Origin of the sequence: Flavobacterium tegetincola DSM 22377 (assembly GCF_000425485.1) — a bacterium.
GTDB classification, from domain to species: domain Bacteria; phylum Bacteroidota; class Bacteroidia; order Flavobacteriales; family Flavobacteriaceae; genus Flavobacterium; species Flavobacterium tegetincola.
This window is the reverse complement of record NZ_AUDN01000024.1, coordinates 61030-83020: the sequence shown is the minus strand read 5'-3', so window position 1 is coordinate 83020 and position 21991 is coordinate 61030. Positions and strand designations below refer to the sequence as shown.

The following is a 21991-nucleotide window of genomic DNA, read 5'->3' as shown; positions in this document are numbered from 1 at the left end:
ATTTAAGAAATGCGCGTGTTTTCGATTTTTGCAATATAAGTGTCAAATAATTTTGAATAAAGTTGTTCGCCGTCAGCGTCCTTGAGCTGTTGAATTAGCGCAAGTAATTCCTTTTGAATCGACTGGTCATTCTTTCCGTAATTCCAAATAGGACCGATGCATTCCTCAAAAATGGTTTGAAAATTAAGTACGGGAAAATGAATTCGTGGCATTTTATTAAGGTCTGTAAAAAGAGTTGGACTGCTTTTTTCAAGGCGATAGCAAAGCAAACTGATCAAAGATTGCAAAGCAATTACAGCTGTTCCGGGATCATTAATTCCTGGACTTAAGGCTTTAATTGCAATTTCCGAAAGTTGTCGGTAACCGTAGTCAGCATTTACATCAATTGGCTGGCCGTTATAAAATTCAAAGGTGGCTCTGATGCTTTTCTGACATTCATCGCTTATGGTTTTTTCGGAATATATTTTTATAAGTTCCATTCCTTCTAAAAGAAAAGTTCCTTTAGGTTGCATAATAGAGATGAAGAGGTTTTCGGACTGTGCCAGTTCTAAGAGTCGCTTTTTGTCAAAATTTTGAAAGTAATTGGATTCTTGTGTTTTTAGGGTAACAAAGGGTAGGTTTAACCAAGGAATTACTGGCGTTTCTAAGCAAACAAAATCCTTTTTCATGGTCGTGAATGTCTGCTTCATGACGCGTTCAATAACCGTTTCAAATTTCACGGTTCGTGTTACGTAATCCAGAAAGTAAATGAATAAAAAGATCGAAACGATGGTAAAGAAAATCAGTAAATAAATACTCAACGCTGGGATGTAAATGCCGCTTGTAATATCGCGAATGGTGCTTAAAAGGAACAATGCATAAACTATAGTCCCAATATAAAACCCTAAAACCAATTGCTGAAAACGATTCTGAATCATGCTGTTCAACACCCGATTACTCATCTGTGAAGCGGCTTGATTCAAGACAATCATTACCATCGAAAAACTAAATACGGTTAATGAAATGACCGCTCCAGCAATAGTAGAAATGATGGATCGTGCCGTTCCAGGGTCTTGAAGTCGCAACCATTTGAAGCCGGTTTTCAACTCTTTTCCCCAATCTGAAAAGTCCAATTCTAGCATTCCCCAAGACAAGAGTAAAAATCCCAACGCCATAAATGCAGGATAAAATGCAATACTGCTAATCATATTGTTGTAGTAGAACTTAAGCCATTTTTTTAAATTGTCAATCATGCAGTTTGGTGTTTGAGAAAATGTTTGCGGTTTATAAATCGTAAGATATTTAAATTTCAGCAGAAAAACTACTTTGTACTTGTGAATTAATCGCCATTACGAAACGAAATAAATTTTCGAACTTAAAGATAAAAAAAATAAATCTTTAGCAACGCGCACAATAGTTATACCTTTTGTGGAATGTAAAGCAGTTCAGTTATTAATTTCAATATTGTGTAAGTTGATAGATGAAGAGAAATGCACGGAACAGTAAATTAAATAATAAATGATTCGTTGTAAGATGTAGTGTTTCAGCAATATATTAAAGACAATTATTATACTTGCTCTTAATAAAAACAGTTAGAGTTTTTAAATTTATTTGGAATACAATTAAAGAGAAAAATATGAAAACATTTCAATCTTATACCTTTATTTTTCCCTATTTTTGGGACGTTAAAAAACAACCCAACATAAGTTAGATTATTATGATTTTCGATAAAAAAGAGTTGAGCAACGATCAATTAATTGATTTATACAAACGCATTTTAAAGCCTCGAATGATTGAGGAAAAAATGTTAATTCTAATCCGTCAAGGTAAAGTTTCCAAATGGTTCTCAGGAATCGGGCAAGAGGCAATTGCTTGTGGAGTAACGGCCGTTTTGGATAATGACGAGTACATATTGCCAATGCACCGAAACTTAGGTGTTTTCACAGGGAGAAATATTCCTTTAAACCGATTGTTTTCGCAATGGCAAGGAAGAGCAAACGGTTTTACCAAAGGACGCGATCGCTCGTTTCACTTTGGGACGCAAGAATATAAAATTATCGGAATGATTTCGCATCTAGGTCCACAAATGGGTGTGGCGGACGGAATTGCTTTGGCAAACAAGTTAAAGAAAAACGGAAAAATCACCGCTGTTTTCACGGGTGAAGGAGCAACAAGTGAAGGCGATTTTCACGAAGCCTTAAATATTGCAGCTGTTTGGGAATTACCAGTAATGTTTGTAATTGAAAATAACGGTTACGGACTTTCCACACCTACAAATGAACAATACCGTTGCGAGAATTTAGCCGATCGTGGTGTGGGATACGGAATGGAATCGCACATTATTGATGGAAATAACATCTTAGAAGTGTTTAATAAACTGTCGGAATTAAAAAAGTCGATGATTGAAACGCCAAGACCTGTTTTATTGGAATTTAAAACATTCAGAATGCGTGGTCATGAAGAAGCGAGTGGTACCAAATATGTGCCGCAGGAGTTGATGGACATGTGGGCTGCGAAAGATCCAGTGGAAAATTTCCGAACATTTTTAAAAGATGAAAAAGTACTTACAGATGACGTTGACAATGAAATTCGTGCAGAAATCAAGTTAGAAATCGATCAAAATTGGGCTATGGTCCAAACGGAACCGGATATCGAAGCTACTTTTGACGGAGAAATGAATGATGTTTACAAACCTTACGATTTTGAAGAATTTGCACCTTCAGAAGACGTGGAAAATATTCGTTTTATAGATGCAATTTCCAATAGTATGCGAGAATCAATGGTACGTCATGACAATTTAGTCATCATGGGTCAAGACATTGCTGAATATGGTGGTGCATTTAAAATCACCGATGGTTTTGTAGCTCAATTTGGAAAAGGAAGAGTAAAAAATACTCCAATTTGTGAAAGTGCTGTAGTTTCTGCAGGAATGGGACTTTCGATTAACGGTTATAAAGCGATTGTAGAAATGCAGTTTGCTGATTTTGTGTCAACAGGTTTCAATCCAATTGTAAATTTATTAGCAAAATCACATTATCGTTGGTTGGAAAACGCTGATGTTGTAGTGAGAATGCCGTGTGGTGGTGGAACGCAAGCCGGTCCCTTTCATTCGCAAACCAATGAAGCTTGGTTTACTAAAACACCAGGTTTAAAAGTGGTTTACCCAGCATTTCCTATAGACGCAAAAGGTTTGCTGAATACGGCAATTAATGATCCGAATCCAGTAATGTTTTTTGAACATAAACAATTGTACCGAAGCGTTCACCAAGACGTACCTAAAAATTATTACACCATTCCGTTTGGAAAAGCGGCGTTATTGAAAGAAGGAGAGGATGTAACAATTATTGCTTTTGGAGCAGCTGTGCATTGGGCATTGGATACGTTGAAAAACAATCCTGAAGTCAATGCTGATCTATTGGATTTAAGAACGTTGCAACCGCTGGATACCGAAGCTATTTTTGCATCTGTAAAGAAAACAGGTAAAGCAATTATTTTACAAGAAGATACAATGTTTGGAGGAATTGCTAGTGATATTTCGGCTATGATAATGGAACATTGTTTTGAATATCTGGATGGTCCTGTAAAAAGGGTTGCCAGTTTGGATTCGCCAATTCCATTTACTAAAGCGTTGGAAGATCAGTTTTTAAGCAAAGGTCGTTTTGAAGAAGCGTTGAAAGAATTAGTAGCGTATTAATAAATGAAGAGAAAAATAGAAAAGGGAAGCAAATGGTTAGATTTGCTTCCCTTTTTTTGTGTCTGATATTTAAGTTTGTAACCGACTCATTTAAAATTGTATATCAATATATTGATTTTTATTTCATCAACAAATTATAAAACCCTTCCCACAGGATACAATAAATACCTGCTGTCATAATACTTTGTTTTACTATAAAACCAGGTTAGAATTGCATTTTGGTTTTTGGCAAAGGCCGGATCGTGCTGTTTCTTTAACTCAAATTCCTTTTGCAATTCAGGCGAATCCGCTAACATTTTTTTTGCCAAAGGTTCCATAATGTACTGTTCCATATATTCGGTGCGCTGAAAGATGGTATGAAAAAATCCCCAACTGAAAAATGAATCTTTCGACGAAGGTTCGAGCAGCAACATTGCCAAATCTCCTAAAGGTTGATCGGTAGAAATGTAAACGGATCCTGCTGGATATATTTCAGTCTTAATTTCTGTTTTGGTTTGTGCATTTACCATAAAACGTCCTTCAAACGGTAGTGATCTCTGATTTTCATCTTCAAATTTATAATCGGTAATGCGGTAAAGTTGCACTTGTACTTCTTGTGGTTCGGTACTGGTTTTCATTTGAATGCCATGCAGGTGCAATCGTTCAATAACGTCTGCATTAGAAGCCGGAATCCAATAGCCTTTTGGACGGATTACAAAATTGATTGCTTCATTAGCAACATAATTTGAAACTTTGATAGAAACCGGCTTTCCCAACCATTCCACGTAATCTGCACCAGTTACGGTTGACTTTACTATTTTGGAGTCGATTGCTAACAAGTCGATGCTATTATGTACTACCCATTTTTCACCATCTGAAGGAATTTTCCAAGCCATATTCAACTTTTCGGCACGCAGCGCTTGGTCTTTTTGGATATTTTGCTTCAGTAAATTCCCTTCCTTAGCTAAAATGTTTAACGCACTTTCCAGCAAAACGTACGTTCCTAAAACGCGTTGCTTGTATGGTTTCAAGGAATGATTTTCAACTAAAATAGAAGGAAGATGACGTAAATCTCCGTAATCTGCAGAATAACGTGGACTTCCTTTAAATGATATATTTCCTTCGGCAAATCCAAAATTACTTGCGGCATTCAAAAATGGGCCGGGTATATGTCCGTTTTTTTGCAATTCAAGATCAACCGCTGGCTTGAATATTTTGGATAACCAAACTTCACTTGATGGTGAATAACTGTTTTTATCACCAAAACCATAAGTAACATCATATTGATAATCAGCACCATCTGTGACATGAATATCCATATACAGCGAAGGATTGTAAGTATTCATTACTTTTACAACTGCCCGAATTTCTTGGGTGTCTAATTTTGCATAATCTCTGTTGAGGTTTAAATTTTGTGCATTCGTTCGCCAACCCATATTTTCAGGTCCACGTTGATTCGGTCTGTTGTAAACTGAAGAACGTTCGTGTCCGTCCACGCTCAATATTGGAATAAATAAGAAGTTAACTTTGTCTAATAACGCCTTTTTTCCGCCAAATGCAATGTCCCGTAACAACATCATTCCAGCATCTTTACCGTCAATTTCGCCCGAGTGAATTCCAGCTTGTGCGAGAAACAAGGATTTGGTAGAATTTGTCAAATCTGCTGCAGATGTAGTGCTTTCAGATGATGCAATAATCATAATGATATCACGTCCTTCGACACTTTTTCCAATCGAAATCATATTTAGCAAAGACGAACTGTCACACAGCTTTTTTAACCAAACCATCGTCTCATCGTAAGTTGGCGTTATTTCAAAATTGGATTTTTCAACTGGAGTAATCCATGGATTTTTAGCGTTGACAATCAAAGATTCACTTTTTCCACTCCATTTCATCGCTGGTGGGAGAATGGATTGCGCGGTCAATTGCAGTGTACAACTTATAAATAATGCTGATAAAAGTGTTTTCATAATGCTTGCTTATTACTTTTTCTGTTGACTTAATGGGCTCTGCGTTCTCAAAGGAGTTAAAATTTCACGGTATTATTTTTTGAAAAGTAGTAGAAGTAGTGTTCTATTAATTAAAAATTTGTCACATCAATCCATTACCTTGTCACATCTTTTTTAGTTGCTTTTACTGAGTGATTTAAATGAGCTAATTTTCTAAATAACGCTAAATGAACTTCTGATGAACGGTATGGATTGCTACCATCGTAGTAATTTTGATTCGCTGAATTTTTTACAATAACAGTTTTTGTAGTAGGATTAATGTAAATGTATTGATTGAAAATACCAATTGCCATATATTCACCTTCATTCCCACTAGGAATCCACCATTGGTAGCCGTAACCGGTTCCACCATTTGTAGACGGTAGTAAGTGCTTTTCTGTAGCTGTAACTGAACTTTCAATCCATGCGGCTGGAACAATTTGATTTCCATTGTGCATCCCTTTATTTAAATAAAGTTGACCTAGTTTTGCATAATCACGTATCGTGGCGTTCAATCCCCCTAACGCCATTTCCATTCCTTCGCCGTCCACGAGCCAATACGCATTATATTCGGTTCCGAGCGGTTTCCAGATTTTCTCTTGCAAATAGTTCGTTAAACTTTTTCCAGTCGCCTTAATAATAATCATCGCCAAAACGTGCGTATTAATGCTTACATATTGATTGTATTTCCCAGGTGGTCTTTGATTGAGTAACGTACTGGCAAACTCATCTTGTGACTTTCCAGAAACAAATCCATTCCAATAAACATTGATATCTGCCTTTGGATTGCTGTAATCTTCATTAAATCCAATACCGCTTGCCATCTGCAAAACGTCTTTTATTTTTATGCCATTATATCCTGAGTGCTTTAATTCTGGCAAATATTCGTCCACAGTTTGATCGATATTTTTAATGTAACCTTCCTCTATTGCAATCCCAAATAAAGCAGAAACATACGATTTTGACATGGACCAAGAAATGTGTCTACTGTCTTCTTTTTGTCCACTCCAATAGTTCTCATATTGAATTGTATCATTTTGAATCCAAATGAAGCCCTGTGTGTACGAAGAGTCGATGTACTTTTGAGCATTATAAGTTGATCCTCTGTATGCGAAATTTGTGGGCAATGGTCTATTTTCTACTTTAGGAAAAGGAGCAGGGTTTGCAGATTTTTCTACTGTTTTTGATGGAAAGTAATCCTGCATATTCAGATAAGAATGGGCAATATTTTTTAAATCCAAAACATCTTTCAACGTTTTTGGATCCTTAATTTTAGGGGTGTGGATCTTTTCTGGGGTTACTTGTGCAATGGACGTGGAAAAACTGAACGACAGAAAGTATATAAATAGTAAGTATTTCATTTTAGAGGAATTTTTATAAGTAGTAAATCAAATTTAGACCTAATAGTTTAGTTTTAAGTTCTAACAGAGTAGGAGCTAATATATGAAACAAAGATATCAATTTTTGAAAAAAAAAATCCCAATCTTTCGATTGGGATTTTCTATATAAGTAAGAAGTAAATTAGAGTTTGACAAACGTTCTTATTTTACTTTATTGATAACAGCTTTGAAAGCTTCAGGGTGATTCATTGCTAAATCAGCAAGAACTTTACGGTTCAATTCGATACCGTTAGATTTTACTTTCCCCATGAATTGAGAATAAGACAATCCTTCCAATCTAGCTCCAGCGTTGATACGTTGGATCCACAATGCACGGAATGTTCTTTTGTTCTGTTTTCTATCACGGTATGCATAGCACATTGCTTTTTCTACCGCATTTTTTGCAACTGTCCAAACGTTTTTACGTCTACCAAAGTAACCTTTGGCTTGCTTCATTATTTTTTTTCTACGTGCTCTTTTAGCAACTGAATTTACCGATCTTGGCATAATTTTAATGTGTTTTTGTAGCAGGCGTCCTGAATTAAATCAAAGGAACTTAAGGCCGTACTCCAAGGTTATTGAATAATTTGTAACCTAAAGAATCTTTAAAAAAGTATTCAGTGTTCAGAATTTTAGTGTTCAGTTTTGAAACTGCAAACTAACGTACTGACAACTGCAAACTAATTTAGATAATTCTTAATTGTTGTTTGATGCTTTTCATATCTGTCTTGTGAACAAGTGCAGAGTGTGTCAAAGCTAATTTACGCTTTTTAGATTTTTTAGTCAAGATGTGACTTTTAAAAGCGTGCTTTCTTTTAATCTTTCCAGAACCAGTAACTTTAAATCGTTTCTTGGCGCTAGACTTGGTTTTCATTTTAGGCATTTTTCCTAGTGTGTATTTAATTTATTCTTACTTACTTTTTATATTAGCTATCAGCTTTTGGCCAATAGCTTTCAGCTAAAGGCTACCGCCTAGAACTTACTTTTTCTTCTTCGGTGCTATAAACATAATCATACGTTTACCTTCCAAAACCGGCATCGCTTCCACTTTACCGTAATCTTCTAAATCTTGAGCCAATCTCAATAAAAGAATTTGTCCTTGATCTTTATAGATAATAGAACGTCCTTTAAAGAAAACAAATGCTTTTAATTTTGAACCTTCCTTAAGAAACTTCTCTGCATTCTTTCTTTTAAACTCGTAATCATGTTCATCTGTTTGAGGTCCAAAACGGATTTCCTTTACAGTAATTTGAGTAGATTTCGCTTTTAATTCCTTTTCACGCTTTTTCTGCAAGTAAAGAAATTTCTTGTAATCCATGATTTTACATACAGGAGGTTCTGCATTTGGTGAAATTTCAACCAAATCAAATTCCTGTGCATCAGCCATTTTCAAGGCCTCAGATGTTTTGTAAACTCCTGGTTCTACATTATCTCCTACTAGACGTACTTCTGGAACACGAATTAAATTGTTAATTCGGTGTAAATCTTTTTTTTCTACTCGAGGCTGGTAACCTCTATTGTTTCTTATTGCTATGGCCTTAAAATTTAAGTTAAACGTTGAATGTTTTTAATGTTTTGCTGATCTCTTCTTTTACCATTGCCGCAAATTCCTCAATAGTAACGCTAATATTTCCTTTTCCTTCTTGACCGTGTCTACGTACAGAAATCGTACCATTTTTTTCTTCTTCCTCGCCTACAATCAGCATGAATGGGTACTTTTGTGTTTCTGCATCGCGAATTTTTCGACCAATAGTCTCATTTCGGTTGTCAATCACGGCGCGAATTTCGTCATTTTCTAGCAAATCTAAAACTTTTTTAGCATATTTTTCATATTTCTCACTCAAAGACAATATAATAGCCTGTTCTGGCATCAACCAAATTGGGAAATTACCTGCTGTATGTTCGATTAAAATAGCTATAAAACGTTCCATTGAACCAAAAGGTGCTCGGTGAATCATTACTGGACGGTGTAATTCGTTGTCTGAGCCTTTGTAAGTTAAGTCAAAACGTTCAGGTAAATTGTAGTCTACTTGAATCGTTCCCAACTGCCATTGACGTCCTAAAGCATCCTTCACCATGAAATCCAATTTCGGACCATAGAAAGCTGCTTCACCGTATTCAATAACGGTACTTAAGTTTTTATCTTTAGCCGCATTGATGATTGCATTCTCTGCTTTTTCCCAATTTTCATCAGAACCAATGTACTTTTCTCTGTTTTCTTTGTCGCGTAGCGATATTTGAGCAGTGAAGTTTTCAAATCCTAACGAACCGAAAACATATAATACTAAATCAATTACTTTTTTGAACTCTTCGTCCAATTGTTCTGGTGTACAAAAGATATGAGCATCATCTTGCGTAAATCCACGAACTCGTGTCAAGCCGTGTAATTCACCTGATTGTTCGTAACGATAAACAGTTCCAAATTCAGCATAACGTTTTGGTAAATCCTTGTAAGACCACGGGCGAACGTTGTAAATTTCACAGTGGTGTGGACAATTCATTGGTTTCAACAAAAATTCTTCACCATCTGTTGGCGTTGTGATCGGTTGAAAACTATCCGCTCCGTATTTTTCATAATGTCCAGAAGTGACATACAATTCTTTTTGACCAATATGTGGCGTAGCTACTTGTTCGTAACCCGCTTTTTTCTGTGCTTTCTTCAAAAATTGCTCTAATCTTTCGCGCAAAGCAGCTCCTTTTGGCAACCATAACGGCAAACCTTGACCTACTCTTTGTGAGAAAGCAAACAATTCTAATTCCTTACCTAATTTTCTATGGTCGCGGCGTTTTGCTTCTTCAATTAATAAAAGATACTCCGTCAACTCTTTTTGTTTTGGAAATGATATTCCGTAAACACGTGTCAACTGCTTGTTTTTCTCGTCACCACGCCAGTAAGCACCAGCAACACTCATGATTTTGAATGCTTTGATGATTCCTGTATTTGGGATATGACCACCACGACACAAGTCGAAGAAATCAGAATGGTCACAAAAAGTGATGGTTCCGTCTTCAAGATTTGAAATCATTTCGGTCTTGTACTCGTTGTCTTTGTAAATTTCTAATGCATCTGCTTTTGAAACCGAACGCATTGAGAATTCATATTTACCACGTGAAATTTCTAAAACGCGGTCTTCCACTCGTTTGAAATCGGCATCCGTGATTTTTTGGTCACCAAAGTCAACATCATAATAAAAACCGTTGTCAATTGCAGGTCCTAACGTTAGTTTGATCCCAGGCCAAAGTTCTTCTAAAACTTGTGCCATCACATGAGAAGTAGAATGCCAAAAAGCTTTCTTTCCTTCTTTGTCGTTCCAAGAATATAAAATAAGCGACCCGTCCGTCGTCAATGCGGTCGTGGTTTCTACAGCAGTTCCGTTGAAAGAAGCCGAAATAATATTTCGAGCCAATCCCTCACTTATGCTTTTTGCCACTTCCATCGGAGTTGTTCCTTTCGAGAACTCCTTAACTGACCCATCGGGTAACGTAATTTGTATCATCATAATTTATTTATACTGCAAAGATAGATTTTTCTTAAAATCCACACAAGGGGTAAATTTAGGAATTTAGAATTAAGATTTATGAATTGAAGTAGTAATAAGCTTTGAATTTTTTAGAATCACGGCTTTCGGCTTTTTTTAATCCATGTTCCCGCCATCCTCCCACATCTGCCCTAGATTGCTTCGTACCTCGCAACGACTAGGTCAGGATGTTCCTACCTGTCGGGGATAGTAAAACCATCTTTCGGCTTCTTTTTAGCTTTTTGATTTTTTTCCTACAAACAATCCTGCTATCTTTTTTTCTTAATCTTAATAATTCCCGTCTTTCAATCTTTCATTCATTTTGTCTTAATATTCACTACTCTAATCTTAATTTGCTATTCGTTACTAAACTGTAACGAACTCAAATTTTTATAGGTTCCATTTTCCAAGGCAATTAACTCTTGGTGGGTTCCTTTTTCAGTAATTTTTCCGCCGTCAAGGACTAGGATTTGGTCGGCTTTTCGGATGGTGGAAAGTCGGTGAGCGATGATGAAACTGGTTCTGCCTTGCATTAAAATTTCTAGGGCTTCTTGTACTAATTTCTCGCTTTCGCTGTCTAGAGAAGATGTGGCTTCATCTAAAATTAGAATACTTGGGTTTTTTAATAAGGCTCTTGCAATGGCTATTCTTTGGCGTTGTCCGCCTGAAAGTTTGATGCCTCGTTCGCCAACTAATGTTTCCATTTGTTCTGGAAAACCTTCGATAAAGTTGAATGCGTTGGCTTGTTTTGCCGCTTCCATAATTTCTGCATCAGTAGCAGATGGTTTTCCGTAGGCGATATTTTCTTTGATTGTTCCTCCAAAAAGAATGACATCTTGGGGAACGATACTCATGTTTCCTCTTAATTGTTCGAGTTGAAATTCGTTGATGTTCTTACCGTCAATTAATATTTCTCCTTTGTCAATGTTGTAAAAACGAAGTAGGAGTGAAGCAATGGTTGACTTTCCGGCACCACTTGGTCCTACGATTGCAATTTTTTGACCGAAGTTTACCTCAAAATTTACGTCTTTTAAGACTTGGATTTCAGAGCGCGATGGATAACTAAAAGATACATTTTGAAACATTACATTTCCCTGAATTTTCTCGGTAGTAGGATTTGGTGTTGAATTGATTTCTTCGGGAGCTTCATCTAATAATTCAAAAACACGTTCGGTAGCACCAACGGCTTTTTGGATTTGTGCATACATTTCGGCGATTCCACCAAAGGAAGCACCGATAAACGTGGTGTAAAGAATGAATGAAATTAAATCGCCAACACCTTCTACTTCACCTTTAATGGTCAATGTAATTCCGTACCACACCACGGCAACCACACAACCGAAAAGACACAGAATGATAAAGGATGCAAAATAACCACGGTAGACTCCACCTTTAATGGCAATTTGTACAATTTCTTTGATTTTATTTTTATACCGCTGGATTTCATACCATTCATTGGCAAAAGCCTTAACATTGGTTATTCCTTGTAGGGTTTCTTCTACAATAACTTGACTTTCGGCAACTTTATCTTGCGTTTTCTTACCATACTTTCGAATGAATCGACCAAAAATAACAGCGCCAACTGCAACTAATGGAACAATTGCCAACATCATTAAGGTTAGTTTGGGACTGATGCTTCCTAGAATAATAAATCCGCCAATGATTAAAATGAATTGGCGTAAAAACTCGGCAATCGTGGTTGTAAAAGTGTCTTGCAATTGGGAAATATCAGCACTAATTCGGCTGTTCAATTCGCCTACGCGCTTTTGTGAGAAAAACGTCATCGGTAATTTAACCAAGTTTTCGTACAAGGCAAATCGAATATTGGATAACGAATTTTCGGTAAAATTCACAAAAAGTGAAATCCTAAAAAAGGAGAAAACGGCTTGCAGGATCAGAACGCCCATTAATAATAACGCAACGTAATTGGCTTGATCCAAATCTTTATTTGTAACACAATCCACCAACATTCCCATCAATTTTGGGAAGGCTAAAGCGGTAGCACTCGTTAAGAGTAAAAAAACCAATCCGATGTAAAATTTCCATTTATGACCTTTGCCGTATTTGAAAATCCGTAATGATTTTTGAAGAGAATTGGAGGTTAATTTAGCTTTTGGTAAATCGTTATCTTTAGAATGTCGCGCCATCGTATATATTTAGAATTGCAAAGATAAGATTCTTGAGTTTGATTTCCACAATTGCAAAGCGGTTATAATTGAATTCAACAGGGATTTACGTAATTCGTGGACAATTAATAGACTGTACCCACTTCGTGTGCTTGCAGTTTGGGCAGGTATGGAGCGGTTTTGCTCCAATTATTTCTGTAAATCCACAGTAAGTACAAGAGTAATGAGCCTCTTCCGTAATTTCACAAATTTGCTTAGTAAATAAATTGGGCAAAATTGGCAAGCCAAAAAGCACGTCATTATCTTCATAAAAATACAAACTCATCTCCCCAGATATTTCTAGAATAGCAATATCAATTTGCCCTAAATGAGCAACACTTTGCTGACGCATTTCCGCAAAAAACTCATCATAACCCAAATGTTCTTTGTTGAATTTTTCAATTAAGAACACGCCGTCTTCGATTAAATAGATGGGTTCGCCTTCTAGAACTTTTTCAACTGCAGCAAATTTAAATACTAGAAATGTAGTTATTTTATAGCAAATAATGATAAATACAAACACGGCTAATGCCGGAAGTAATCCTACCTCTTTATAAAACATTGGGTCTCCGGCGGCAGAGCCAAAGCTAATGATGATTACAAGCTCAAAAACCGAAAGTTGTTTGACCCCTCTCTTACCTAATATCTTTAATGCAAGCAATACAATTAAAAACATTACAACAGTTCGAATTGCGATGTCGTCTATAAAAGAAGCGTCCAAATCGCCCCACAAAAGCTCTTGCCAATTCATTACTAATAAAATGTTTTAATCACTATCGGCGGATTTTGCTGATCCAGATTCTTCACGCAATTTAGTATTTTCTTCCTCTTTTTCAAGTTCCTTAAAACTCTCCTCAATGGCTTTATCAAACTCTTTTTCATCAGTTGTAATCCGATTTAAATTGATGTAAACACCATCAGAAATCTCTTTTACTTTCGAACTTCCGTCCGAAGGTAAGGGTAATGCATTTTTTTTCATAGTACACGATTTATTTATGTCGACCACTCTGATTATGTTCTGCATTCCAATCCGTTAAACTATTCTCTAGATCTCTATTATCCTTTACGTCCGAAACCTCTTTAGTTTCAGGTTCTTTTTCAGGTAATTTAGATGTAGTAAGTACTTTTTTGGTATTTGAAATTTTCATAGCAATTTTTTTGAACATTCAGATTACTACAAATTTAGAGTACTTCATTTTAAACGTCTTATGTTTTCAAACGGATAACTTGCAACATTTGAATAGCAAAAATTATTTCTTCCAAATGGCATTGCAATAATAATGGTTTGAGTCGTAAAAGTAAGGTTGTTTTTCAAAGCCATTACGCATTGCAATTCGGTCAATATCCTCAATCGAAAACTTTTGAGAAAGCTCCATATCAATAGCCTCAAACGCATTAAAATGAATTTCGGTTCCATCACTGAACTGCACGGTTTGCGGTATCTGACTGATCAAAAAACTTCTACAAGCGCCCGTTAAAGGATTATAAATCGGAAAATGTTCAAAATTTGAAACATCAAAGTTAGCTCCTAACTCATTGTTGATTCTCTCAAGCAAATTCAAATTAAAATCGCGCGTAATTCCTTCAGAATCATTGTAAGCTTTTAAAATTTGATGCGGATTTTTCTTCAAATCAAAACCAACCAATACTACGTCGCCCGTTTTTATTTCATCGTAAAGTTTGCGCAAAAAGTTATGTGCTTCATGCAATTCGAAATTTCCAATACTGGAACCCAAAAACAAAATTACTTTCTTTCTTTTTGAGAGGTGATGAGCTTCTCTAACTTGCTCTAAATATTCGCCAGCCAAACCGTGTACCTTTAAATTCGGCACGCGTTTCGGCATGTCATTTTCCAAATAAGAGATCATTGAGGATGAAATGTCAATAGGATAATAGGTGAAATCAGCACCAGAATTTTGCCATTCTTGTAGTAAATAAGTCGATTTTGTGGCGTCTCCAGCACCTAATTCCAATACATCAAAAGGTTCGTTTCCCGTTTGAAGGGCTTTCGCCAAATCTTGTGTTTGCTCTGAAAAGATTTCATTGTCGGCGTTGGTCAAATAGTAGTCATCGGACGCCATAATTCTTTGAAAAAGAATATCTCCTTTTTCATCGTAAAAGTACTTGGATGAAAGGGATTTTGGATTACTTTTTAAACCTTCGTAAATATCGTTTTTAAACGTGTTTTGAGTCATAAATGAGTTATTGGGCAAGTCGGATTCCGGTAAATTGCCATTGTAAATTGGTTTGAAAAAAATTGCGATACGTTGGTCGAGAGTGGTTTTCAGCCGTAGCCACTGATGCTCCTCGAAGCACCATTTGGTTTACCATAAATTTGCCATTGTATTCGCCTGTAGCATCGTCTGCCTTGGTAAATCCGGGATAAGGTAAGTAAGCACTTTGGGTCCATTCCCAACGTGATCCCCAATCAAATTGGCCTTGAGCAACTTCCCATTCTGCTTCTGTAGGCAAACGTTTGCCCGACCATGACGCAAAAGCAAACGCTTCATAAAAATTAATATGTGTAACTGGAGCGTTCAAGTCAACCAATTGCAGGCCATTTAAGGTGTAGTTGAACCATTGGTTTTCAATGTAATACCAATACATCGGCGCTTTGGACTGATTTTTTTGAACCCAATCCCAAGCTTCTGAATGCCAATGTCGGAAATTTTCATATCCGCCATCCTTCATGAATTCTAAATATTCCTGATTGGTTACCAATTCTGATGCAATTTGGTACGCGTTCAAATACACTTTGTGGCGATTGAGCTCATTGTCAAAGCAAAATTCGTCCCCTTGAAAACCAATTTCATAAACTCCTTCGTCCATTGCTATCCATTTAGAAGCAGAAACAGGAGTTGTGGCAATTTCTGCTTCATTTTGGTAAGGCGGAAACAACGGATTATTCCCTAAAATGTACTTGATATCGGTAAGCAATAATTCTGGGTGTTGCTGCTCATGCAGCAATCCAAGTTCAAGTAGTGGCGCTAATTCTGAAGGCACTTCAGTTTGCAAAAAAATTTGCATTGCCTCATCCACATATTTTCTATAGTGGTAAACATTTTGAACCGAAGGACGACTTAAATTGCCGCGATCAGTTCGGATCACGCGTGCTCCAACGCTTTCATAATAGCTATTGAAGATGAAATTATAATTGGCATCAAATACTGCATATCCGGGAAAATGGGGTACGAGAATCATGGTTTCAAAAAACCAAGTCGTGTGTCCCAAATGCCATTTGGGCGGACTCACATCTGCAATAGGTTGCACCACATAATCTTCAATTTCTAGTGGTTGACAAATGCTTTCCGTTTTTTGCCGAATGGACTGAAATCGTTCCTGAAACATTTGATTTTTAAGTATCTCTCTTTTTTCTTGCGGAATCAATTCGGAACTTATATTGGACATAGTATAATTTTGTTATTTGCACGAAACCAAAGAATGGACTGCAAATAAATTCAGAAGCACTAAATTCGTTAATTTAAATTATAACAAATTACTTTTTAACACTATTTTAAATCGCGTTTAGTTTTTACAATAGGTGAATCACGTGTGGATAAAACGCAATGGTTGTGAGAAAATTGAGAGAAACCTTCCGAAAAATCGCTTGTACTTACTTCCGACTTTTCGTTCGATACCAATACGTGTCTGATGGAAATTTGCAGAGTAAAACTACAAATTGATTTTAAATTTCTCGTAAACCATTCACTAAAATCTTTTAAATCAGATGGATTCCGTACCAATTCAGTAGGGAAGATTTAGCATTAATCACATTTGCTTTTTTCGAATTCATGCCAAGTAGATTCAACTTTTCTACTTGTCAAATAGCGTTGATACAAGGCATCAATTACTTATCAGGATTGTGTTGAAAACAATACCCATTTCCGATACTTGTTCGGTGTTTGCAACGCGTACCTTTTTTTGTATTCCCTTTGCATTGCACTGTTTTTGCCGTGCCTTTTGCGCTTTTGGAAGCAATTGTACTGGTTTTTTGAACTAACGGCGGTTTACATATTTTACATGGCGCTAGTCCGAGTTTTAAAGCATCACTTATAGAAATCGCTTTCGAAACATTGTTTACCGTACGGCAGTTTTCTAGATGATATTTTGCTCCAGACGGCGTTTTGTAAACCGTTTGACTCTGTGCCGCAACTGCAAATAGAAGTAAAAAGAAGACTTGTAGGTTTTTCATTATAAATTAAAAAAGGAAACAGTTTGAAAGGTACTATATTTTTCTTTGAAATTACAAGTGTGTAATACAGTACTATTTCCATAGCGAATATTCCACATAGTGGTAAATAAATCTCAATACAATTTCACGCACTCCAATATTGTGTACGCAACTTACATACTAAGCCACTATTTTAATAATCTAAATTTGCAATAAATTCCATTTTAATAAAGTACTTTTGCGCAAAATTAGGTTGAGTTATTGTCTTTGCAATACCTCATTAAAAGGGAATTTGGATAAATACCAAAGCTGTTCCCGCAACTGTAAGCTATAAAGCTTGTTGTTATCTACAAAACCACTGTTTCTTTTATTAAGAGATGGGAAGGTAAACAACAAGACGCAAGCCAGGAGACCTGCCTCTTTTTCAATCAAATAAACGAATCTTCGGGAAAAAGATTTAGATATAATGACTAGACATTCAATGTATACCGTTGCCTTTTTAAAAAGTGTCGCTTTTTTAGCGTCGCTATTGGCTATGGTTGCAATCGGAATTTTGACATCAGTACTTTTAATCCAAAACAATCACTTTATATTTTAAAACAATTCACTATGAAAAAGAACTTTACTCGTTTTACATTATCGGCCGCATTTTTATTTTTATTACAATTTACATCTGTTTTTGCACAATATACAGAAGGTGTTTTTGTGCTAAATGAAGGTGGCGCTGGAGGTGGAAATGCAACTGTTTCCTTTATAAACAACAATGCCAATACAAACGATATTTATGGAATTGTAAATCCTTCTCTTTCTGGCTTAGGAGATACAGCACAAAGCATGAGTTTTAATGGGGATTATGCGTATGTGGTTTTAAATATTTCCAATACGGTTAAAGTGGTAAATCGGACTACATTTGCTTATGTGGCAACAATTTCTACAGGCTTGAATAATCCAAGATATATGGCTTTTGCCAATGGAAAAGGTTTTGTAACCAACTGGGGAGATGGAGGAAGTGCGTCAGACGATTATGTAGCAGTTATTGATTTGACTACAAATACCGTAGAAAGCACGATTCCTTTAGCAGAAGGAGTAGAGCGTATTTTGTACACAAATAATAAACTTTACATCGCACACCAAGGTGGATATGGTGCCGGAAACACTATTTCTGTTGTGAATCCTGTGACCCAAACTTTAGAGCAAACCATAACAGTTGGCGATGTGCCAAATTCAATGTTGGTAAACAATAATTTTTTATACGTACTTTGTGGTGGAAAACCGTATTGGTCTTCCGAGGAAACGGATGGACAGCTCGTTAAGATTGACCTGACAACAAATACCGTGTTAAGTACTTTGAATTTTCCAGACATGCACCCGAATAATTTAGAAATTAATGCAAGTGCTACTTCCATATTTTATACAGTAGATGAAAATGTATATACGAATGCGATTGATGCAAGCACTTTGCCAACAACCTCTTTATTTTCATTAACCGCACAAGGTGTTTACGGAATTTACGGAATGGATTTGATTGAAGACAAATTGTATATTGCTGATGCTGGAAATTACAGCAGTCCAGGAAGTGTATATGTGGTTTCCACTAGCGGAAGTTTATTGAATACGTACATGGTGGGAGTAATTCCAAACAGCTTTTACAAAGCGGAAAATACTCTTTCTACTTTTCAACCAGAATCAAAGTTAGCAGTACATCTCTATCCAAATCCAGCGTCAAATGTGTTTTACTTGAACACAGATGTCGCTTGCAATTTGAAAATGTACGACACAGCGGGAAGAGTAGTGAAACAAATGGCGTATGCTACAGCCGGAGTTAACGTTTCTGATTTAAAAGCAGGAATATATTTCGTAGAAATCACAACTGAATCTGCAAGAACAGTTCAACGCTTAATTGTTAAGTAATGAAAAGCAAAATTAGCGCATTGTTTTTGGCTTTAATACCCATTTTTTCCGTTGCACAAAGTTATGCTCCAGCAGCAGGTTTGCCTGGTTCTACGGCAATTCATAAGAATAGCCCGCTGTTTGTACAGTGGGCAAATGGCATTACTGTAGAACGAGGTTTAATCGACAAATCGAATCCGGCTGCGTCGGCATCTGGGAGTTCGTATGCCACATTTGGTTTGCCCAACGATGCTCTCGGCAGTCCTTCAGGTTCCGTAGTTAGTTTAGGCGATGGAGGTTTTGCAATTCTGACATTTGCAACTCCAATTTCAAACAGGCCAGGATTTGATTTTGCAGTTTTTGAAAACGGAAGTACCGCTTATTTGGAATTAGCTTTCGTGGAAGTGAGTTCCGATGGAGTGCATTACTTTAGATTTCAAAACCACAGTCAAACGCAAACGCAAAATCAATTGAGCACATTTGCTTCTCCAGAGGCAACTTACATTAATAATTTGGCTGGAAAATATAGTTCAGAATATGGGACGCCGTTTAATTTAGACGACTTGCCAGAAAATGAGCTACTTGACAAATCCAATATCCTTTATGTGAAAGTAATTGATGTGGTGGGTTCTATAAATCCAGTATTTGCCAGTTACGACAGTTATGGAAACGCGATAAATGATTCATTTCCTACACCATTTAATTCGGGTGGTTTTGATTTACAAGGCGTTGGCGTACTGGATATGACATTAAGTAGTGCGAATTTTGATAAAAAAAATAAAATAGCACTGTATCCAAATCCTTCTAATGGAGTTGTTTATCTTTCCAATGCGCAAAATGCAGGTATTGAGATTGTTGATTTAAATGGACGAAAAGTGATTACTGTGGCTCATTATCAGCAACAAGCGATTTCTATTTCACATTTTTCAAAAGGAGTGTATTTGGTTATCGTAACTGTTGATGAAAATGCACATCAAATTAAGCTAATTGTAAATTAATAAAGTCAATGTACGAGTGAAAACAAAATATAATTGTACTTATTTTTTTTACCTAAATTATTTGTAAATAAAATCCCTAATCCGCCACCGCGCAAAAATCCAATTAGAAAATCTATAGCGTCATTTACAAAAGTAAAAGGCAGTACAATTGCAATATTGATCAATATAGTTCCGACTAACTGTGCTTTAGTATTTAATCATACTTTAAACTATTTTTATAGCAATGTCATGCTTTTAAATAGCGATATAGATTCTAATAAATGAAGTATGTTTTACTTCCAAAGACCTTTTAACCGTTGTTCTTTAAGTACTTTTTCTGTTTTTTCTCGAAAATAATTTGGCTGTTCTGCAAGAATCGTATCTATTGATTCGACTTTATCTTTTAGGGAAATAAGGTATTTTTTCAGTCGCTTATCTTGTATCGCATTTGAGCATAACGACCATTCTGCCGTAGAACCTGCTAAAAATAAAATTAAATTTTCCCTTTCATCAGCATATCGAATATTGGAAATGATATTGTCGACGTATTTTAAATTTCCACTAGCGAAATAAGAGGCCCAATTCATATCATTGTAATCTGTAGTTCGCTGCAATTTTGCGTAAGCGGAATCAATGCTCACTCTACTTAACGAAACAAGAAATTCTTTAATTTGTACCGATTCAACCTGTTCTAAATTTGCAAGCACTTTTTCCTTTATCGTTGGGTCAGCTTCAAATAGAGCACCGTAAAAACCGCCTATAATAGGTTCTAACTGGTTATAAGTCATATTTGTCTTGTTGACAAAATCAATTGATTTTTCAACAACATCTTTATCCTTAAATAGATAATAGGATTGCAATATATCGCCAATGTTTCTTCCAGTTGTCTGCGAAAAGCCAGTAGTTCCAAAAAATAAAATGGCAAGTAATAGGTAAATTGGTTTCATAGTTTTGAATTTGGAATGTGGTAAAATTTGTTTTATCCGTTCATATTAACTGATGTAAGAAAGTGTGTAAATACTTAAAAAGATGATAAATATATTAATTTTAGATGAGGTTTACAACCAAAACGCATCTTCAACATTATCCACAAATTGCTCTTCCGTATGATGCATTTTAATTCGTTCCAATTGTTCTGCCGTAGCCACTTCCTGAATTTCAGTAAACAGTACTCGTTCCTCAAAGCGAATATGAGTTTCCAATTCTTCTTCAATAAGTAGAATATTGTGAATCAAGTCAGTTTCAGTTTCAAAAAGGCGCGTTAAGCTTCTGTGTTCGGCAATAGCTTTCTGAATCAATTCATGTTCATTTCCAAGAATAGGAAAAATATATTTTTCTTCAATTTCAAAGTGGGGAAAAAGGTGTTCCGTGTAAAACCAGTTTAAATATTTTTTGATTCGAGCAGGTGCAACTTCTTTCTTAATTCCAGCTCTGATTTTCCAAGAAAGCAGTAAGCCATGATGATGTTCGCGGCTAATGGGTTGGAGAATTTCATGTCTTTTTAATGGCATTTTCTAATTGTTTTAATAATATAAAGATACAATAAATCGTTTGGATTTTTCATGATCACGTTTACTACACATGTATCTTAAAAAAAGGGTATCGTTTCTCAACAATACCCTTTCTCAATCTCTTTTAGAAAATAGTTATTTCCCAAACATTCCGCCTAAACCGTCTTTCAAGCCTCCAGCTAAATCGCCTAAACCTGACGTATCGCCTTTCAATAATCCATCCAATTGGCTTCCCATTCCTGCAGGAAGTTTATCTTTTAAGAAATCAGTTACTACGTTTACTGCAGTTGCTGCTTGTTCGTTTGAAATACCTGTTTTTTCAGTGATCATTTTAATAATTTGTTCCATATTTTATTGTTTTAATTGATATTATAAATTTAAATTGTCCACTTGTTTTAAAATTTAAGCGTCTTCACCGTCGATGCGAAAAGACACTTTGCAAATCACGCCCCAAGAAACAATTTTACCTTCTTTTACGTGTACTTTCGTATCCTTGATCCAAACCGAATCAATATTTCGTACTGTTTTTGAAACCTCATCTACTGCTTGTTGTACCGCATCTTCAATTCCTTTTTCAGATGATGCAATTACTTCAATAACTTTTACGATTGCCATAATGTTTAATTTTTAAGTGAATGAATACTTTTATTGGTTGATTTATAGTTCAGAATTGTACGCACAAAACCATTTAAAAAGGTTTGGAAGCGCAAAACCGATTTTTAAAGGTAGTGATTTCTGTT

At 36.0% G+C, this 21991-nt stretch carries 21 protein-coding genes and 1 riboswitch; of the genes, 3 read left to right on the top strand and 18 right to left on the bottom strand.

What is annotated here, in order from left to right; translation table 11 throughout:
- Window positions 1–2: 2 nt before the first annotated feature.
- Window positions 3–1232 carry a DUF2254 domain-containing protein gene (locus tag H602_RS18345; RefSeq protein WP_035759097.1) on the bottom strand — a complete coding sequence of 410 codons (1230 nt, stop codon included), beginning with the start codon at window positions 1230–1232 and terminating at the stop codon, window positions 3–5.
- Window positions 1233–1696: 464 nt separating this feature from the next.
- Between H602_RS18345 and H602_RS0107115 the strand changes: the two genes are divergently transcribed.
- Window positions 1697–3673, top strand: a complete 1977-nt coding sequence (locus H602_RS0107115) for an alpha-ketoacid dehydrogenase subunit alpha/beta (protein ID WP_026977395.1) — start codon at window positions 1697–1699, stop codon at window positions 3671–3673.
- Between the two features lie 134 nt (window positions 3674–3807).
- On the opposite strand, the gene H602_RS18340 is transcribed toward H602_RS0107115, so the two are convergent.
- The 13 genes from H602_RS18340 to H602_RS19320 all read right to left on the bottom strand — a co-directional run bounded on the left by H602_RS18340 (window position 3808) and on the right by H602_RS19320 (window position 16894).
- A complete protein-coding gene (locus H602_RS18340; RefSeq protein ID WP_084404219.1) occupies window positions 3808–5622 on the bottom strand; it encodes a M14 family metallopeptidase in 1815 nt (604 codons plus the stop codon).
- 134 nt (window positions 5623–5756) lie between these two features.
- Entirely contained in the window at window positions 5757–7001 is a 1245-nt protein-coding gene (locus H602_RS18335; RefSeq protein ID WP_051224245.1) for a serine hydrolase domain-containing protein, read from the bottom strand.
- Between the two features lie 180 nt (window positions 7002–7181).
- Window positions 7182–7526, bottom strand: a complete 345-nt coding sequence (rplT, locus tag H602_RS0107100; protein ID WP_026977394.1) for a 50S ribosomal protein L20 — start codon at window positions 7524–7526, stop codon at window positions 7182–7184.
- Between the two features lie 178 nt (window positions 7527–7704).
- Window positions 7705–7902, bottom strand: a complete 198-nt coding sequence (gene rpmI, locus H602_RS0107095; protein WP_022827375.1) for a 50S ribosomal protein L35 — start codon at window positions 7900–7902, stop codon at window positions 7705–7707.
- Between the two features lie 96 nt (window positions 7903–7998).
- Window positions 7999–8547: a translation initiation factor IF-3 gene (gene infC, locus H602_RS0107090; RefSeq protein WP_084404218.1), complete on the bottom strand. Its 549-nt coding sequence runs from the start codon at window positions 8545–8547 to the stop codon at window positions 7999–8001.
- A 22-nt stretch (window positions 8548–8569) separates the two neighbouring features.
- Window positions 8570–10516 carry a threonine--tRNA ligase gene (gene thrS, locus H602_RS0107085; RefSeq protein ID WP_026977392.1) on the bottom strand — a complete coding sequence of 649 codons (1947 nt, stop codon included), beginning with the start codon at window positions 10514–10516 and terminating at the stop codon, window positions 8570–8572.
- A gap of 377 nt (window positions 10517–10893) precedes the next feature.
- A complete protein-coding gene (locus H602_RS0107080; RefSeq protein ID WP_026977391.1) occupies window positions 10894–12684 on the bottom strand; it encodes an ABC transporter ATP-binding protein in 1791 nt (596 codons plus the stop codon).
- A gap of 85 nt (window positions 12685–12769) precedes the next feature.
- Window positions 12770–13453: a DUF421 domain-containing protein gene (locus tag H602_RS0107075; RefSeq protein ID WP_035759092.1), complete on the bottom strand. Its 684-nt coding sequence runs from the start codon at window positions 13451–13453 to the stop codon at window positions 12770–12772.
- A 15-nt stretch (window positions 13454–13468) separates the two neighbouring features.
- Window positions 13469–13681 (bottom strand): hypothetical protein, encoded by a 213-nt coding sequence (locus H602_RS0107070; RefSeq protein WP_026977389.1) that lies wholly within the window; start codon window positions 13679–13681, stop codon window positions 13469–13471.
- A 10-nt stretch (window positions 13682–13691) separates the two neighbouring features.
- Window positions 13692–13850 carry a hypothetical protein gene (locus tag H602_RS19855; protein ID WP_157504954.1) on the bottom strand — a complete coding sequence of 53 codons (159 nt, stop codon included), beginning with the start codon at window positions 13848–13850 and terminating at the stop codon, window positions 13692–13694.
- 102 nt (window positions 13851–13952) lie between these two features.
- The gene (locus tag H602_RS0107060; protein ID WP_035759088.1) at window positions 13953–14897 is read right to left on the bottom strand and encodes an L-histidine N(alpha)-methyltransferase; all 945 of its coding nucleotides are present in this window, start codon (window positions 14895–14897) and stop codon (window positions 13953–13955) included.
- A gap of 7 nt (window positions 14898–14904) precedes the next feature.
- Window positions 14905–16110: an ergothioneine biosynthesis protein EgtB gene (gene egtB, locus H602_RS0107055; RefSeq protein ID WP_425402320.1), complete on the bottom strand. Its 1206-nt coding sequence runs from the start codon at window positions 16108–16110 to the stop codon at window positions 14905–14907.
- A gap of 439 nt (window positions 16111–16549) precedes the next feature.
- On the bottom strand, window positions 16550–16894 hold the full coding sequence (locus tag H602_RS19320; RefSeq protein WP_051224242.1) for a DUF5763 domain-containing protein: 345 nt from the start codon (window positions 16892–16894) through the stop codon (window positions 16550–16552).
- 212 nt (window positions 16895–17106) lie between these two features.
- Window positions 17107–17308, top strand: a riboswitch (cobalamin riboswitch).
- Between the two features lie 174 nt (window positions 17309–17482).
- Here H602_RS19320 and H602_RS18325 point away from each other — a divergent pair.
- Both H602_RS18325 and H602_RS0107035 read left to right on the top strand, forming a co-directional pair.
- Entirely contained in the window at window positions 17483–18784 is a 1302-nt protein-coding gene (locus H602_RS18325; protein WP_051224239.1) for a T9SS type A sorting domain-containing protein, read from the top strand.
- Complete coding sequence (locus H602_RS0107035; RefSeq protein ID WP_026977385.1) at window positions 18784–19761, top strand: T9SS type A sorting domain-containing protein; 978 nt, start codon at window positions 18784–18786, stop codon at window positions 19759–19761. The genes H602_RS18325 and H602_RS0107035 overlap by 1 nt, the downstream gene beginning before the upstream one ends.
- A gap of 272 nt (window positions 19762–20033) precedes the next feature.
- Here H602_RS0107035 and H602_RS0107025 read toward each other — a convergent pair whose 3' ends face one another.
- From H602_RS0107025 to H602_RS0107010, 4 genes are all read right to left on the bottom strand, one after another.
- The gene (locus H602_RS0107025) at window positions 20034–20687 is read right to left on the bottom strand and encodes a lipase chaperone (protein WP_026977384.1); all 654 of its coding nucleotides are present in this window, start codon (window positions 20685–20687) and stop codon (window positions 20034–20036) included.
- A 111-nt stretch (window positions 20688–20798) separates the two neighbouring features.
- Window positions 20799–21251, bottom strand: a complete 453-nt coding sequence (locus tag H602_RS0107020; RefSeq protein WP_026977383.1) for a hemerythrin domain-containing protein — start codon at window positions 21249–21251, stop codon at window positions 20799–20801.
- Between the two features lie 135 nt (window positions 21252–21386).
- Window positions 21387–21599 (bottom strand): HU family DNA-binding protein, encoded by a 213-nt coding sequence (locus tag H602_RS0107015; protein ID WP_026977382.1) that lies wholly within the window; start codon window positions 21597–21599, stop codon window positions 21387–21389.
- Window positions 21600–21653: 54 nt separating this feature from the next.
- Window positions 21654–21866: a dodecin family protein gene (locus H602_RS0107010; RefSeq protein ID WP_026977381.1), complete on the bottom strand. Its 213-nt coding sequence runs from the start codon at window positions 21864–21866 to the stop codon at window positions 21654–21656.
- Window positions 21867–21991 lie beyond the last annotated feature (125 nt).